The organism is Pseudonocardia bannensis, from assembly GCF_012911875.1.
Lineage (GTDB): Bacteria > Actinomycetota > Actinomycetes > Mycobacteriales > Pseudonocardiaceae > Pseudonocardia > Pseudonocardia bannensis.
The window spans coordinates 1-14,677 of sequence record NZ_JAAXKZ010000004.1; the positions used below are offsets into that span (position 1 = coordinate 1).

A 14,677-nucleotide genomic window follows, 5' to 3' on the forward strand; every position below is an offset into this window, starting at 1 on the left:
TGCTTGCGGTACGCCGCGGAACCCCGGGCGTCGCCGATGGGGGAGATGGCGGCGCTGTAGGCGGCCGCCACCTCGTCCCACGCGGTCTTGTCCGGCTTGGCCCCGCGGCAGGCCTCGGTGGCCGCGCCAGCCTGCCAAGTTGAGTGCCTTCAGCAACTTCGATGCCATTTCCGATCCCCTCTCTTTTCGAGACGCGGATTGCGCCTCCATTAGCGCACTCGTTCAGACAGCACGGGGAAGGCGAGACCGGGCGAACCGAAGAGATTGCGTCATGACGACCGGCATGCCGGAGCATCCAATGCTGAAATCGCCGGATACACCCGGAGCTGCCTGAACTCCCCCCTCGGATCAGCTCCCGTCCCGTACGCACGGAACGCGCGCCTTTTACATTCCTTTGTCGCAGGCCCAGCCCCTGGTTACCTGGCGTCCCACTTCGGCAACCGCCCGGCTGCGCCCCCTGTGCCCTGAGGACCGCCGGCTCGAGCCCACTATTTCATCGCTCAAACGATGCGACCGAAGATAACCCTCCATCGCCACCTTGACAACACCCCGACCCCTCGATTGCCGGCCGGGCGGACGCGATGGACCGAGAACAATCGGGAATTCACGCACAATGGGTCCAAGGTCCCCGCCACTTCTCGCGGGGTGGCCTATTCCGACCGGAAATTCGGCACGAACGTGACCTCTCGCCGACGCCACGCAGAGCACCAGGGGCGGGACCTTCGACCATGGTCCGGACACCGGGGCCCGCGAGATCGTGTGCTCATGGAGATGTCGGGCGCCGAGGGCGACGGGTCCACGGCGGGCCTGTCCACCGGTTCCTGCCCAGATCACCCGGGTGGTGGCGGCCCGTGAGACGGCGCGGCGGATGCTCGGGGCCCACCGGGTGCCGCAAGCCGTGCTACGGGTGGGCTCCGGCGCGCCGGTGGCGCCGACTCCCCGTCGTGCGGTGACCGACCTGATCGCCGGAGGCGAGCGCGTAGCGCGGTCGGCTCCGGACGTGCCCTTCCGGAGCCGACCGCAACGGGAACCCGGCCGCTCCCCCACGCCAGCGGGCCCACCCGGAACCGTGCCAGAACCCGTCTCCCGGCCGGAGTGTCGGTCGGGGCGCGTTCGAAGGACTTTGGGCCCGTTGACCGATGGACCACCACGGAGTAAGGCATGTCCGCCCGAGATCGGGCTCAGGCCCCGGCGTGGCGGCGCGAACGCGGGTGGACGTAGTCCACGAGCAGGTCGCGCCGTCGTCCCCGGCCCCGGCGCAGCAGCACGCGCTGGTTGCCGGCGGACACACCGAGCGCGGCACACACGTCGTCAGCGCTCCGGCCGTGCACCGCACGCAGCACCACGAAGGTTCGCTGCCGGCCCGGCAGGACGTCCAGCGCCCGGTCGACGACGTCCCAGGCCTCGCTCGGCAGCGCCCGACGTTCCGGATCAGCGGTGGCAGCAGGGCCGGTGCTCAGCACCACGTCCCACAACTTCACGTTTGCGGGCGGGGCGGACCCCGGCACCGTCCTGCGCGCTCCCGGTACCGACGGGTGCGGGCGGTGTTGACCAGGATCCGCAGCAGCCAGGTCTTGAACGTCGAGCGACCTTCGAACCGGTCGACGTTGTGCGCAGCACCGCCGCCCAGGTGCCCTGCAGGAGGTCCTCGGCCGTCGTCTGCCGCGTGACGTACTGCCGGGCGACGCGCAGCATCAGTGGCGTGTAGCGGCGCACCAGGTCGAGATGCGCGTCCTCGTCCCGGTGGCGCAACGCCGCGACCAGGGCGCGGTCGGTGGTGCCGAGCGCGGTGTCGAGGGTGATGTCGAGATCTTGGTCCGGGGCGGGGCCCGGTTGTCGTAGCGACGGACGCCGGGAATTGTCTGGCGGTGTGAACGAGCCGATGCCGCCGACCGGGGAACAGTTCGAGATCGCCGGCGACCGCGCCCGGGCCGTCGTGACCGAGGTCGGGGCGGTGCTGCGGGCCTTCGAGATGGACGGTCGGGCCTACTGCGAGACGTTCGATGCCGGCGAGCGGCCTCCCCGGGGTTCGGGCGCGGTCCTGGTGCCGTGGCCGAACCGGGTCCGGGACGGTCGCTGGGCCTGGGGCGGGACACCCCAGCAGCTGGCCCTGACCGAGCCGCGCGCCGGGAACGCCATCCACGGCCTGCTCCGGCACGTCCGGTGGCGGCCCGTCGGACAGACCCGTGGCGCGATCACTCTCGACGCGGTCGTGGTGCCGCAGCCGGGGTGGCCGGTGCCGCTGCACACCACCGTCCGGTATGCCGTGGACGACGACGGGCTCGCCGTGACCCACAGCGTGCGCAACCGGGGCGTGGAGCCGGTGCCGTTCGGCGTCGGTGCGCACCCCTACCTGCGGGTCGGCGACACCGCCACCGACGACCTCGTGCTGACCCTCGCCGCAGGCACGCGGCTGGCGCTCGACGACCGGCAGCTGCCGTCGGGACCGCCCACCCCGGTGACGGGGGCCGACGACTTCCGGTCCGGCCGGCCGCTGCGTGGCCGCGTCCTGGACACCGCCTTCGGTGACTGCGCCCCCGCAGCGGGGGACACCCGGGTCCGGCACCGGCTGACCGGGCCGGACGGGGGGCTGGAGCTCTGGGCCGACCCCGCGTTCGGCTGGGTGCAGGTCTTCACCCCGGACGACCACCCGGGCCGCGGCCGGGCCGTCGCGGTGGAACCGATGACCTGCCCGCCGGACGCGCTCAACTCCGGGCTGGGCCTGATCACCCTGGGCCCGGAGGAGTCGTGGACGGGGAGCTGGGGGCTGCGCCCACTCCCACGCCGACTCTGACCGCCGGCCCGGCGGACCGGGCGTTCAGCCTGCTGTGGGTCTTCACGGTGTTCAGCGACAGGTGCAGCACCGCACCGGTCTCGCGCTGCGAGAGCGTGCCGGACAGCAGCGGAAGCAGCGGCACCCCTGAAGCGGGCCGGGCCCCCGTGGACGCGGCGCCGGCCGCCCCACCTGACAGCTACCTGACAACTACCTGAGGATCGCCGCCGCGAGCCCCCGCGGGGCGGCCCGGTGCGATAGAACGTCCGTGGTGGCCGACGGGCCACGGACGGAGCATCCGCGTCGCCGTCCTCTACGACGGGGGGACGGCGATGCGGAGCCGGCGGCGACTGGGGAGCTCGCCGCACCGGCACCGGCCGCCCGGCACGGCAGCCCGGTGCTCCGGCGCGGCGTCGCCACGACTGCTGCAGCCCGCGCCCGTCGGCCACTTTCGACCTGATGCTGCGACCGGGACGGCCCCGGGGTCGCCTGATCACGCCCCCGCTGCGATGTGCTCCGTGGCCGCGTCGAGCAACCAGTCCGCGAGGTAGCGGGCGAAGGACGAACGCACGATCACCCGGATCGCGTCCGGGCCGTCGGCCACCAGCACCACCGGCGCGCGGGCGAGCATGGTCTGCGCGCAGTGCCCGGCGCCGAACACCCGCGGATGCAGGTCGATCGAGCAGCCGTGGGCCAGGACGTCGCGTGCCCGCGGCCCGGCGAGCAGCAGCGTCGCGTGCTGCGCCGACACGTCGACCACCGACACCGGCTCGTCGCCGACGGCGGCGTGCACCCGCGCGGCGAGCTCGCCATCGGTGCCGGGCGGGCCGACGAGCAGCCACTCGTCCGGCCCGAGCCAGAGGGCCTCCACGCCGGTTCCCGCCGCGGTGGTCCCGGGTTCGACCGGCAGCGCGACGCCGACCACGCCGGCGAACGCGCCCGCTCCCGGCCCGCTGGGGTCCAGCCGCAGGTCGAGGTGCGTCCGGAACGGCTGCTCCTCGATCCGCAGCGCTCCTGCGGATCGCAGCGTCGCCGCCGCCAACCGGTCGGCGTGGCCGGCCAGGGGGCTGCGGCGGGTGCTGGTCTCAGCCATCGCGGCGCGCCCCCTCCGGGTCGTAGAGCACGGGTGCGGTGACCGTCACCGGAACCACCGGGCCGCCGGATCCGTCCAGCGGCACGTGCAGGCGCCCGCCGATCCGGTCGCGGCCGCCGGCGATCAGCGCCAGCGCGAAGGTCCGGCCGAGCGCGGCGCTGCGGTAGCTCGACGTGACGTGGCCGAGCGCGCGGACCGGCGGCCGGGGTACCCGCGCCTCGGCGATCACCTGGCCACCCTCGGGCAGCAGCACCTCGGGGTCCTCGGGCAGCAGCCCGACGAGGTGCTTACGGTCGCCACGAGCGGTGTCCGGGCGGGAGAACGACCGCTTGCCGAGGAAGTCCGTCTTCTTCTTCGACACCACCCACCCCATGCCGAGGTCCTGCGGCGTGACCGTGCCGTCGGTGTCCTGGCCGACGATCGGGTAGCCCTTCTCCGCCCGCAGCACGTGCATGGTCTCGGTGCCGTACGGCGTGATCCTCCGCGTTCCCCCGGCGGACTGCACCGCCTCCCACAGCGCGAGCCCCTGCCACGCGCTGACGTTGATCTCGTAGGCCAGCTCACCGGAGAAGCTGATCCGGCAGACCAGCGCCGGGATGCCGGCCACGACCGTCTCGCGCCAGGTCATGAACGGGAAGTCCGCGGCGGCGACGGCGAGGCCCGGCGCCAGGCCGGCGAGCACCGCACGCGAGCGCGGCCCGACCAGCGCGACCGTCGCCCACTGCTCGGTGACCGACGTGCAGTACACGCGCAGCTCCGGCCACTCCGTCTGCAGCCACTCCTCCATCCAGTCTCCGACGGCGGCGGCGTTGCCGGTCGTCGTGGTGACCAGGTAGCGGTCCGCTGCGAGCCGGCTGACGGTGCCGTCGTCGAGGACCATCCCGTCCGGGCGGCACATGACCCCGTAGCGGATCGCGCCGATCTTCAGGGTGCTGATCATGTTGGTGTAGAGCCGGTCGAGCAGGACCCCCGCATCCGGGCCACGAACCTCGATCTTGCCCAGGGTGGACACGTCCATGCATGCGACGTCCTCGCGGGCCGCCCGGCACTCGCGTGACACCGCGGCGGTCGGGTCCTCGCCGGGCCGGGGGTAGTACCGCGGCCGCTTCCACTGCCCCACGTTCTCGAACTCCGCGCCGGCCTCGACGTGCCAGTCGTGCAGCGCGGTGACCCGGACCGGATCGTGCAGCGCCCCCCGGTCGCGGCCGGCCAGGGCCGCGAAGGCCACCGGGGCGTACGGCGCCCGGTACGACGTGGTGCCGATGCTCGCCACGTCGACCCCGAGCGCGTCGGCGACGACCCGCGCGACCAGCGTGGCCGCGGTCTTCGCCTGGTCGTTGCCGGTGCCGGCGGTCGTGTAGCGCTTGACGTGCTCGATCGATCGCAGCCCGACGGCGGTCGCGCCCAGCACGTCGTCGATCGTCACGTCGCGGTGCAGGTCGACGAAGTGCGACCGGTGCCGCGGCGCGACACCGGGCACGAGCCAGTCCGCGCCGGGCGGCGCCTCCTGGTCCGCACCGCGCGTGGGGGGCACCTGCTCCCGCGCCGCGAAGCCGGCCGCCTCCGCCGCGCTCCGGCCGGCCCGCGCGCCGTCGGCCAGGCACGCTGCGAGCGACCGGGCACCACCGGCCGACCCGGCCACGGTCACGGCCTGCCGGCACCCGTCGGGCAGGTTCGCCGCCGCGGCCGCGTCGTGGCGCAGCCGCCCCCCGGCCTGGCCGTAGAGGTGCAGCACCGGGCTCCAGCCGCCGGAGACCAGCAGCAGGTCGGCCCGGACGTCGCGGGCCGGGCCGGTGATCGCGCCCTCGGCGACCGGGGCGAGCGACACCTGCGCGACCCGCTGCTCCCCGGTGACCGCCACGACTCCATGACCGGGGAGCACCGCGATCCCCCGCCGCGCGGCGCGGGCTCGCGCGGCCGGGCCCGGCCCGCCCGGACGCAGGTCGGCCACCGCGGCCACCTCGACCCCGGCGTCGGCGAGGTCGGCGGCGGCGGTGTAGGCGGAGTCGTCTGTCGTCGTCAGCACCGCGCGGTGGCCCGGGAGCACGCCGTAGCGGTGCAGGTAGGTGCGGGCGGAACCGGCGAGCAGCACGCCCGGGCGGTCGTTGTCGGCGAATCCCAGGTGCCGCTCGTGCGCACCGGTGGCGAGCACGACCCGGCGCGCCCGGATCCGCCAGATCCGTTCCCGTGCCACGTGCGCAGGGGCCGCGGCGCCGAGGTGCGCGGTGCGCCGCTCGACGGCGACGACGTAGTTGTGGTCGTAGTAGCCGAACGCGGTGGTACGGCACAGCACCCGCACGTCGGGTGCGGCCTCGATGTCGGCCGCCACCTCGGCGGCCCAGTCGGCGCCGAGGCGGCCGTCGATGACGTCGGTGGTGCCGAGCAGGCTGCCGCCGGGTTCGGGCTCCTCGTCGACGAGGACGACGCGCGCCCCGGAGCGAGCGGCCACCGCGGCGGCCACCAGCCCGGCCGGTCCGGCGCCGATGACGAGCACGTCGCAGTGCGCGTGCACCGCGTCGTAGCGTGTGTCGTCGGGCTGCGCCGGCAACCGGCCCCGCCCGGCCAGCCCGCGCGCCGCCAGCCCCTCGTGCAGTTCGACGACGGTGGCCGGCAGCATCGGCTCCGCGACGGGCGCCTCGACCTGCACGAACGCGGTCGGCTCCGCGCTGCCGGCGGAGAGGATCCCGCGTGGCCGTCCCAGGGCCACGCTCGTCGCGACGTGGTGCACCCCGTTCGCCAGCAGCGCCGAGGCCAGGGTGTCGCCGTGGTAACCGTGGAGCTCGCGGCCGTCGAAGGTGAACGACAGCGGTCGGCTGCGGTCGATCCGGCCGCCTGCCGGGAGCCGGAAGGGCTGGGTCGTGGACCGGGTCACGGCAGCACCGGCCTGGGCTCGCCGGGGCGGTAGACCGCGAGAACCTCGTAGGTCACCGTGTCCCGGACGGCGTTGAACCAGCGCCGGCACCCGGCCGCGTGGCTCCAGCGCTCGGCGAACGGACCCTTGGGGTTGTCGCGGATGAACAGGTAGCGGGCCCACTCGGCGTCCGACAGCGCCGCCGGGTCGGCCGGATACGCCACGTGCGCCGCCCCGCCGTAGCGGAACTCGGTCTCGTCCCGCGGTCCGCACCACGGGCAGGAGATGAGCAACATCAGACCTCCGTCAGTGCGCCACGGCGGCGGCGCCGTGCTCGTCCACGAGCGCCCCGGTGGTGAACCGGTCCAGGGTGAACGGGGCGTTGAGCGGGTGCGGCTCGCCGCGGGCGATGGTGTGCGCGTAGCACCAGCCCACGCCCGGGGTGGCCTTGAAACCACCGGTGCCCCAGCCGCAGTTGAGCAACAACCCGTCCACCGGGGAGAGCCCGACGATCGGCGAGGCGTCCGGGCTCACGTCGACGATGCCGCCCCAGGTCCGCAGCACGTGCGCCCGGGCGAAGATCGGGAACAGCTCGCACGCCGCGGCCATCTGCGCCTCGATGACGTGGAAGCCGCCACGCTGGCCGTAGCCGGTGTAGGAGTCGATCCCCGCGCCCATCACGAGCTCGCCCTTGTGCGCCTGGCTGACGTAGACGTGCACGGCGTTGGACATCACGACCGTGGGGTGCACGGGCTCGAGCAGCTCGGAGACCAGCGCCTGCAGCGGGTGGCTCTGCAACGGCAGCTCCAGCCCCACCATCGCGGCCAGCACCGAGGTGTGCCCGGCCGCCGACAGCGCGACGGTGTTCGCGGCGATCGGACCGCGGGTGGTCCGGACCCCGACCGCTCGGCCGCCCGAGACGTCGATCCCGGTGACCTCGCAGTCCTGGATCAGGTCGACGCCGAGTGCGTCCGCGGCGTGCGCGTATCCCCAGGCCACGTAGTCGTGCTTGGCGATGCCCGCCCGCGGCTGGAACGTCGCGCCGAGCACCGGGTAGCGCACGTCCGGGGAGACGTCGATGATCGGGCAGACCTCGTGGACCTGCTGCGGGTCGAGCCACTCGGCGTCGATGCCGTTGAGGCGGTTGGCGTGCACCCGCCGGACGCTGTCGCGCACGTCCTGCAGGCTGTGCGCGAGGTTGAGCACGCCGCGCTGGCTGAACTGGATGTCGTACCCGAGGTCGTCCTCCAGTCCCTCCCAGAGCTTCAGCGCGTGCTCGTAGATCCCGGCGCTGGCGTCCCACAGGTAGTTGGACCGGATGATCGTGGTGTTGCGGGCCATGTTGCCGCCCGCCAGCCAGCCGCGCTCCAGCACCGCGATGTCGGTGAGCCCGTGGTTGCGCGCCAGGTAGTACGCGGTCGCCAGGCCGTGCCCGCCGCCGCCCACGATCACGACGTCGTAGGCGCGCTTCGGTTCCGGATCGCGCCACAGCTGCTCTGCCACCGGTGTCACCCGCGCAGCCGGGTCATGCCGGGGTCGAACAGCGGCTCCTCGGCGACGACCGCGGGTATCCGCTGGTCGAAGTAGCCGACGTGCACCTGCCGCCCCGGCTCGGCGAGCTCGGCGGGCAGCCAGGCGTAGGCGATGCCACGGCCGATCGTGTAACCGTGCCCGGCGCTGGTCACGTACCCGACCGCACGGTCACCGTCGTAGACCGGCTCGGACCCCATCACCGTCTCGTCGAGCAGCAGGCAGGTGAGCCGCCTGCGCACCCGGTCCTTGCGGCGGACCACGGCGTCGCGGCCCAGGAAGTCGCCCTTGTCGAGCTTCACGGCGAAGCCGACGCCGGCCTCCCACGGGTCGTGCTCGTTGGTCATGTCCGCGCCGAAGGAGCGGTAGCCCTTCTCCAGCCGCAGGCTCGCGAACGCGCCGCGGCCACCGGCCAGGATCCCGTGCCGCCGACCGGCCTCCCAGAGCGTGTCCCAGAGCTTGAGGCCCATGTCGGCGGTGGTGTACAGCTCCCAGCCCAGCTCGCCCACATAGGACAGCCGCAGCGCCGTGACCGGGACGGTGCCGAGGTAGGTCCGGGCCCCGCGGAAGTAGCGGAACCCCAGGTCCCCCGCCAGCGGCGCCACCAGGTCCCGCGCCCGCGGCCCCCACACCCCCAGGCAGCACGTGCCGGCGGTGATGTCGCGGACCACCACGCCGTCGGGGGCGTGCCGGGTCAGCCAGTCGACGTCGAGCGGGCCGTTCGCACCGATCTGGAAGAGGTCGCGGCCCAGCCGCGCGACCGTGATGTCGCTGCGGATGCCGCCGTCGGCGTCGAGCAGCAGACAGTAGGTGACCGAGCCGACCGACTTGTCCACGTTCCCGGTCGTGATCCACTGCAGGAACGCCGCCGCGCCCCGTCCGCTGACCTCGATGCGGGTCAGCGCGGTCATGTCGTAGAGCGCCACCGACTCGCGGGTCGCCTGCGCTTCGGCACCCACGATCGGCGACCAGTACCGCGCCGCCCAGTCGTTCGGCACCGGCGCGTCGCGGCCCTGCACCAGCCCGGCGTTGGCCTCGTACCACTGTGGACGTTCCCAGCCCGACGCCTCCAGGAACATCGCGCCGAGCTCGCGCTGGCGGGGGTGGAACGGCGAGGTGCGCAGCGGGCGCGGGTCCTCCATCGGCTGCAGCGGGTGCACGATGTCGTACACCTCGACGTAGTTCTGGCAGTCGCGGGCCAGCACGTAGTCCGGTGCGAGCTGGTGCGGCCAGAAGCGGTTGACGTCGCAGGCGTGCAGGTCGAACGACGAGCAGTGCCCGTCCACCAGCCACTCCGCCATGGCCCGCCCGACGCCGGCGGAGTGCGTCACCCACACCGCCTCGGCCACCCAGAAGCCGCGCACGTCGCGCGAGGGCCCCATCAGCGGCATGCCGTCGGGGGTGAAGGAGAACAGCCCGTTCATGCCGTCCTCGACCTTGGCCTCCCGCAGCGCCGGGACGAGGGCCTTCGCATCGGCCCAGCCCGGAGCGAAGTCCTCCTCGGTGAACGGCAGCATCGAGGGCATGATCTCGGCGTCGTCGACCGCCACGATCTCGTCGGCGGAGACCGGCATCGGCCGGTGGCCGTAGTAGCCGATCCCGAGGGTGTCGCCCCGCTCGCGCAGGTAGAGGTCGGCGTCCTGATGGCGCAGGATCGGCCGCACCGCCTCGCGCGCCTGGCCCGCCAGCGGCGCGAGCTGACCGGTCCAGACGAGCTGGTGGGCCAACGGGGTCAGCGGCAGCGCCATCCCGGCCATCGCCGCGACCTTGGGCCCCCAGATCCCCGCACAGCACACGACCACATCGGCGGGGATCTCGCCGCGGTCGGTGCCGACCGCGGTGACCCGCTCCCCGTCGTGCCGGACGCCGACCACCTCGTGGCGCTCCAGCAGCCGCACGCCGCGCGACCGGGCCCGGCGCAGCTGCGCCTCCACCGCGCGGATCGCCATGGCGATGCCGTCGGTCGGGGTGTGCAGCCCGCCCAGCACCAGGTCGCGGTCGAGCAGCGGATGCAGCGCGACGCACTCGTCCGGCGACAGCACGCTCGCCGGCACCCCCCACGACGTCAGCCAGCCCGCGCGCCGGTGCAGCTCGGCCAGCCGGGCCGCTGCGACGGCCACCTCCAGCCCGCCGACCTGCAGGAAGCACGGCTCACCGTCGACGTCGAGACCGCAGAACTTCTCCACCGTGTAGCGGGCCATCTGGGTCATGGTCTTGGACGGGTTGGCCTGGAACACCAGCCCGGGGGCGTGCGAGGACGAGCCGCCGGTGGCCGGCAGCGGGCCCTGGTCGACGACGGTGATGTCGTCCCAGCCCTTCGCCGAGAGCTCGTCGGCCAGCGCAGCGCCGACGACGCCCGCCCCGATGATGACGACGCGCGGTCCGGTCACGTGACTCCTCCCCCAGCCATGATCAGCGGTTCCGGGCCATGAGCTGCACCGGTGCGGCTCATGTCCCGCAGATGACGATCACGCCCGGGCCGCAGCGCGCCGCTCTCCCGCGTCGTCGGAGACACGGGTCAGTCCCCCAGCTCGCGGCGGCGCCGGTTCACGTACGCCTCCAGCTCCTCGCGGACCGCCTCGTCCAGCGGCGGCGGCTCGTACTCCGCGAGTGTCGTCCGGCAGATGTCCGCGGCGCGGGCGGCCGCGTCCTTGGCACCGCCCCGCACCCACCGCTCGTAGTTGTCCGAACTGGACAGGAACGGGCGGTAGAAGCAGGTGCGGAAGCGTTCCATCGTGTGCGCGGCACCCAGGAAGTGACCACCGTGGCGCACCTCGTCGTGGGCGTCGAACGCCAGCGACGCCTCGTCGATCTCCAGCGGGCGGAACTCCTGCTGCAGCATGTCGAGCACCTGCACGTCGATCACGAACTTCTCGTAACCGGCAACCAGCCCGCCCTCCAGCCAGCCCGCGGTGTGCATGACCCAGTTGATGCCGGCCAGAAAGGTCGGCAGCATCGTCATCAGGCCCTCGTAGGCCGCCTGCGCGTCCGGGGTCTGACTCGACGTGAGCCCGCCGCCGGAGCGCACCGGCAGCCCGAAGTGACGCGCGATCTGGCCCGTGCACAGCAGCCCGACGGCCGACTCCGGGGTACCGAAGCACGGCGAGCCGGTCTTCATGTCGATGTTGGACAGGAACGATCCGAAGATCAGCGGCGCGCCCGGGCGGATGAGCTGCGAGAGCGCGATACCGCTCAGCGCCTCGGCAATCTGCTGCGCCAGCGACGCCGGGACGGAGACCGGCGACATCGCGCCCATCAGCAGGAACGGGGTGAGCACCACGGGCTGGCCGGCCGAGGTGTACTCGAACTGTGCCTCCAGCATCCGGTCGTCCCAGCGCAGCGGCGAGTTGCAGTTGATCAGCGAGATGGTGGCCGGGGTCCGCTCGATGCTCTCCCGGCCCCCGAACAGGATCTCGGTCATCGCGATCGTGTCGCGGGCGTTGACCCCGGAGACCACGTTGCCCATGTAGATCTTGTCGGTGAGCGTCTGCAGCGCGTAGGTCATGTCGAGGTGCCGCGAGTCCAGCGGCGCGTCGTTCGGCTCGCAGATCACCCCGCCCGCGGAGTCCAGGCCCGGAAAGCTCTGGGCGAGCCGGGTGAAGTTGCGGAAGTCCTCCATCGTGGCGTCGCGGCGCACCTCGCCCTCGCGCACGAACGGCGGGCCGTAGACGCTGCCGAAGGCCATCGCGTCCCCGCCGATGTGCACGGAACGGGCGGGGTTGCGGGCCTGGACGTCGAACTCCCGCGGCGCCTTCGCGACCTGTTCGAGCAGGAAGTCCGGGTCGAGGCGGACGACGGCGTCCTCGACCTTCTGGCCGGCCTGGCGGAACAGTTCGAGGGCCCGATCGGACATGAACTCGACCCCGATCTCGCTGACGATGCGCCGCCAGCCACCGTCCAGGGTCGCCATCGCCTCCTCGGAGAGGATCTCGTACCGCGGCATCGCATTGCGGAACATCTGACCTCCTTGACGGTCCCGCCGACCCGTCCTTACGCTCGTGGGACTACGGTTCCACACCATGGAACAGCCTTCAAGGGGCGGTCGGGCGCAGGTGGACAAGCAGATCGACAAGCAGATCGAGGTGACGGGGACCGCGGGCAGCCAGGCGGTCGACCGCGCCACGGCCCTGCTCACCCTGATCGTCGAGTCCACGTCGCCGCGCAGCTTCACGTCGCTGGTCGAGGAGCTCGGCCTGGCCAAGTCCACGACGTCGCGGCTGCTGCAGGCGCTGGAGCGCAGCCGGCTGGTGCAACGCGACCAGGGGGGCTCGTTCCGCCCGGGCGCGCTGTTCGCCCAGTACGCCGCGCGGCACGGCACCGTGCACGACCTGGCCGAGCTGGCCCGCCCGACGCTGGAGCGGGTCGGGGAGCTCACCGGCGAGTCGGTCAACCTCGCCGTCCCGCGCGGCAGCGCCGTCGTGCAGATCGCCCAGGTCGACAGCCGCTTCCTGCTCGGAGCCACGAACTGGATCGGGGTCGACGTGCCGCCGCACTCCTCGGCACTGGGCAAGGTGCTCCTGGCGTTCGACGCGCTGGCCCTGCCCGACGGCGAGCTCGAGGCGCGCACGCCCGCGACCCTCGCGTCCCGCGAGCAGCTCGAGCGCGACCTGGCCGAGGTCCGCGGGCGCGGTTGGGCGGCGGCCTGGGAGGAGCTGGAACCCGGCCTGGTCGCCGTGGGCGCGCCGGTGCGGGCCGTCGGCGGCGAGGTGGTCGCCGCGGTGTCGGTTTCCGGGCCGACCGCGCGGATCACCCGCGACGACGTCGAGAAGATCGGCGAGATGCTGGTCGCGGAGGTGCGCGACCTCTCCACGCAGCTCGGCCACCACCACGAGGAAGGCGCGGCCTCACCGCGCACGATCGGCCTGTCAGGAGCGAGCCGTGAACGCTGATGAGATCCTCCGGGGCCTCTACGACGAGACGCTGGTCGGCAACGGCCCCCGGGTGCTCGAGCTGACCCGCACCGGGCTCGAGCTCGGCATGGCGCCCGAGACGATGCTGTTCGACGCGCTGATCCCGTCGTTGGAGGAGGTCGGTGCCCGGTTCGAGCGCGGCGACTTCTTCGTGCCCGAGATGCTCGTCGCCGGGCGGGCGATGGCCGGGGCGCTGGAGGTGCTGCGACCCCTGCTGGCCGAGACCGGCGCGGCGAGCGTCGGCACGTTCCTGATGAGCACGGTCAAGGGCGACGTGCACGACATCGGCAAGAACCTGGTCGACATCATGCTCGAGGGCGCCGGGTTCCATGTGATCGATCTCGGCGTGCAGGTGTCACCGGAGAAGGTCGTCGCCGCGGTGCAGGAGCACCGGCCCGACATCGTCGGCTTCTCGGCGTTCCTCACCACGACGATGCCGATGTTCAAGGCGAACATCAACGCGCTGCAGAAGGCCGGCCTGCGCGACTCGGTGATCGTGATGGTCGGCGGCGCTCCGGTCACCCAGGAGTACGCCGACGCCGTCGGCGCCGACGGGTACGCGGCGGACGCGTCCACCGCGGTCCGCAGGGCCAAGGAACTGCTCGCCGCGCGCCGGGCCGCCGTCCACGCCCGACCCGGCCCCCACACACCCCAGGAGCACCATGCACACGGTCCTGCGGTCCGCCACCCGTGAGGTCGTCATCGGCCCCGACCAGCCGTTCTGCCTGATCGGGGAGCGCATCAACCCCACCGGCCGATCCATCTTCCAACAGCAGTTGCGCGACGACGACCTGTCCCGCATCGCGATCGACGTCGGGCAGCAGGTCGCCGGCGGGGCGAGCGTGCTCGACGTCAACATGGGCGTGCCGCTCACCGACGAGGCGGACCTGCTCTCCCGCGCGGTGAAGATGGTGCAGGAGCTCACCGACCTGCCGCTGTGCATCGACTCGTCGGTGGTCGAGGCGCTGGAGGCCGGGCTGGCCGCGTACCAGGGCAAGGCGCTGGTCAACTCGGTCACCGGTGAGCAGGAGCGGCTCGACGAGGTCCTCCCGCTCGTCGCCCGCTACGGCGCCGCGGTGATCGCGCTGCCCAACGAGGAGGACGAGATCCCCGACGAGCCGCGCAAGCGGCTGGAGATCGCCCGCAAGATCATCGACGTGGCCACCGGCCGCTACGGCATCCCGATCTCCGACATCGTCGTCGACCCGCTGGCGATGCCCGTCGGCGCCGACACGACGCTGGTGGTGAAGACGCTGGAGACCATCTCGCTGATCCGCGACGAGTTCGGCGTGAACATGACCCTCGGCGCGTCCAACGTCTCGTTCGGGATGCCCGGCCGCCCGGTGCTCGGCGCCGCGTTCCTGCCGATGGCGATGACCCACGGGCTCACCAGCGCGATCATGGACGTGCGGTCCCCGCAGCTGGTCGAGGCGGTCAAGGCCGCCGACCTGCTGCTCGGCAACGACGAGTGGGGCTCGGCGTGGATCGCCGCGCACCGCGCGAAACAGCGGAACGGCTAG

At 73.0% G+C, this 14,677-nt stretch carries 12 protein-coding genes and 1 pseudogene; 4 read left to right on the forward strand and 9 right to left on the reverse strand.

The window, feature by feature from the left end; all coding sequences use genetic code 11:
* The 3 genes and pseudogenes from HF519_RS33170 to HF519_RS33175 all read right to left on the reverse strand — a co-directional run.
* Positions 1–131, reverse strand: a pseudogene (locus HF519_RS33170) (hypothetical protein); the annotation flags it as partial.
* A 1,050-nt stretch (positions 132–1,181) separates the two neighbouring features.
* Positions 1,182–1,481 carry an RNA polymerase sigma factor gene (locus tag HF519_RS01855; RefSeq protein ID WP_169409861.1) on the reverse strand — a complete coding sequence of 100 codons (300 nt, stop codon included), beginning with the start codon at positions 1,479–1,481 and terminating at the stop codon, positions 1,182–1,184.
* Positions 1,432–1,716 (reverse strand): sigma factor, encoded by a 285-nt coding sequence (locus tag HF519_RS33175; protein WP_369009223.1) that lies wholly within the window; start codon positions 1,714–1,716, stop codon positions 1,432–1,434. Before HF519_RS33175 ends, HF519_RS01855 begins: the two co-directional genes overlap by 50 nt.
* Before the next feature lie 154 nt (positions 1,717–1,870).
* On the opposite strand from HF519_RS33175, the gene HF519_RS01865 reads away from it, so the two are divergent.
* On the forward strand, positions 1,871–2,794 hold the full coding sequence (locus tag HF519_RS01865; protein ID WP_169409862.1) for an aldose 1-epimerase family protein: 924 nt from the start codon (positions 1,871–1,873) through the stop codon (positions 2,792–2,794).
* A 472-nt stretch (positions 2,795–3,266) separates the two neighbouring features.
* Here HF519_RS01865 and HF519_RS01870 read toward each other — a convergent pair whose 3' ends face one another.
* From HF519_RS01870 to HF519_RS01890, 6 genes are all read right to left on the reverse strand, one after another.
* On the reverse strand, positions 3,267–3,866 hold the full coding sequence (locus tag HF519_RS01870; protein WP_169409863.1) for a sarcosine oxidase subunit gamma: 600 nt from the start codon (positions 3,864–3,866) through the stop codon (positions 3,267–3,269).
* Positions 3,859–6,690: a 2Fe-2S iron-sulfur cluster-binding protein gene (locus HF519_RS01875; RefSeq protein ID WP_312859850.1), complete on the reverse strand. Its 2,832-nt coding sequence runs from the start codon at positions 6,688–6,690 to the stop codon at positions 3,859–3,861. The genes HF519_RS01870 and HF519_RS01875 overlap by 8 nt, the downstream gene beginning before the upstream one ends.
* A gap of 44 nt (positions 6,691–6,734) precedes the next feature.
* Entirely contained in the window at positions 6,735–7,013 is a 279-nt protein-coding gene (locus tag HF519_RS30185) for a sarcosine oxidase subunit delta (RefSeq protein WP_211169407.1), read from the reverse strand.
* 10 nt (positions 7,014–7,023) lie between these two features.
* The gene (locus HF519_RS01880; RefSeq protein ID WP_169409864.1) at positions 7,024–8,229 is read right to left on the reverse strand and encodes a sarcosine oxidase subunit beta family protein; all 1,206 of its coding nucleotides are present in this window, start codon (positions 8,227–8,229) and stop codon (positions 7,024–7,026) included.
* A complete protein-coding gene (locus HF519_RS01885; protein ID WP_169409865.1) occupies positions 8,226–10,637 on the reverse strand; it encodes a GcvT family protein in 2,412 nt (803 codons plus the stop codon). Before HF519_RS01885 ends, HF519_RS01880 begins: the two co-directional genes overlap by 4 nt.
* A 128-nt stretch (positions 10,638–10,765) precedes the next feature.
* Entirely contained in the window at positions 10,766–12,268 is a 1,503-nt protein-coding gene (locus HF519_RS01890) for a trimethylamine methyltransferase family protein (RefSeq protein ID WP_281358378.1), read from the reverse strand.
* Here HF519_RS01890 and HF519_RS01895 point away from each other — a divergent pair.
* Genes HF519_RS01895 through HF519_RS01905 form a run of 3 tightly spaced genes read left to right on the forward strand, consistent with a single transcriptional unit; the run spans position 12,267 to position 14,677 of the window.
* Positions 12,267–13,136 (forward strand): IclR family transcriptional regulator, encoded by an 870-nt coding sequence (locus HF519_RS01895; protein ID WP_169409867.1) that lies wholly within the window; start codon positions 12,267–12,269, stop codon positions 13,134–13,136. The two genes, HF519_RS01890 and HF519_RS01895, sit on opposite strands and share 2 nt — an antisense overlap.
* A complete protein-coding gene (locus HF519_RS01900; RefSeq protein WP_169409868.1) occupies positions 13,126–13,851 on the forward strand; it encodes a corrinoid protein in 726 nt (241 codons plus the stop codon). Before HF519_RS01895 ends, HF519_RS01900 begins: the two co-directional genes overlap by 11 nt.
* Positions 13,820–14,677 carry a dihydropteroate synthase gene (locus tag HF519_RS01905; RefSeq protein ID WP_169409869.1) on the forward strand — a complete coding sequence of 286 codons (858 nt, stop codon included), beginning with the start codon at positions 13,820–13,822 and terminating at the stop codon, positions 14,675–14,677. Before HF519_RS01900 ends, HF519_RS01905 begins: the two co-directional genes overlap by 32 nt.

Bases quoted from the DNA above. Each gene is read 5' to 3' on its own strand.
- HF519_RS01890 (WP_281358378.1), bottom strand. From the start codon at position 12,268: ATGGTGTGGAACCGTAGTCCCACGAGCGTAAGGACGGGTCGGCGGGAC.
- HF519_RS30185 (WP_211169407.1), bottom strand. From the start codon at position 7,013: ATGTTGCTCATCTCCTGCCCGTGGTGCGGACCGCGGGACGAGACCGAG.
- HF519_RS01905 (WP_169409869.1), top strand. From the start codon at position 13,820: ATGCACACGGTCCTGCGGTCCGCCACCCGTGAGGTCGTCATCGGCCCC.
- HF519_RS01895 (WP_169409867.1), top strand. From the start codon at position 12,267: ATGGAACAGCCTTCAAGGGGCGGTCGGGCGCAGGTGGACAAGCAGATC.
- HF519_RS01870 (WP_169409863.1), bottom strand. From the start codon at position 3,866: ATGGCTGAGACCAGCACCCGCCGCAGCCCCCTGGCCGGCCACGCCGAC.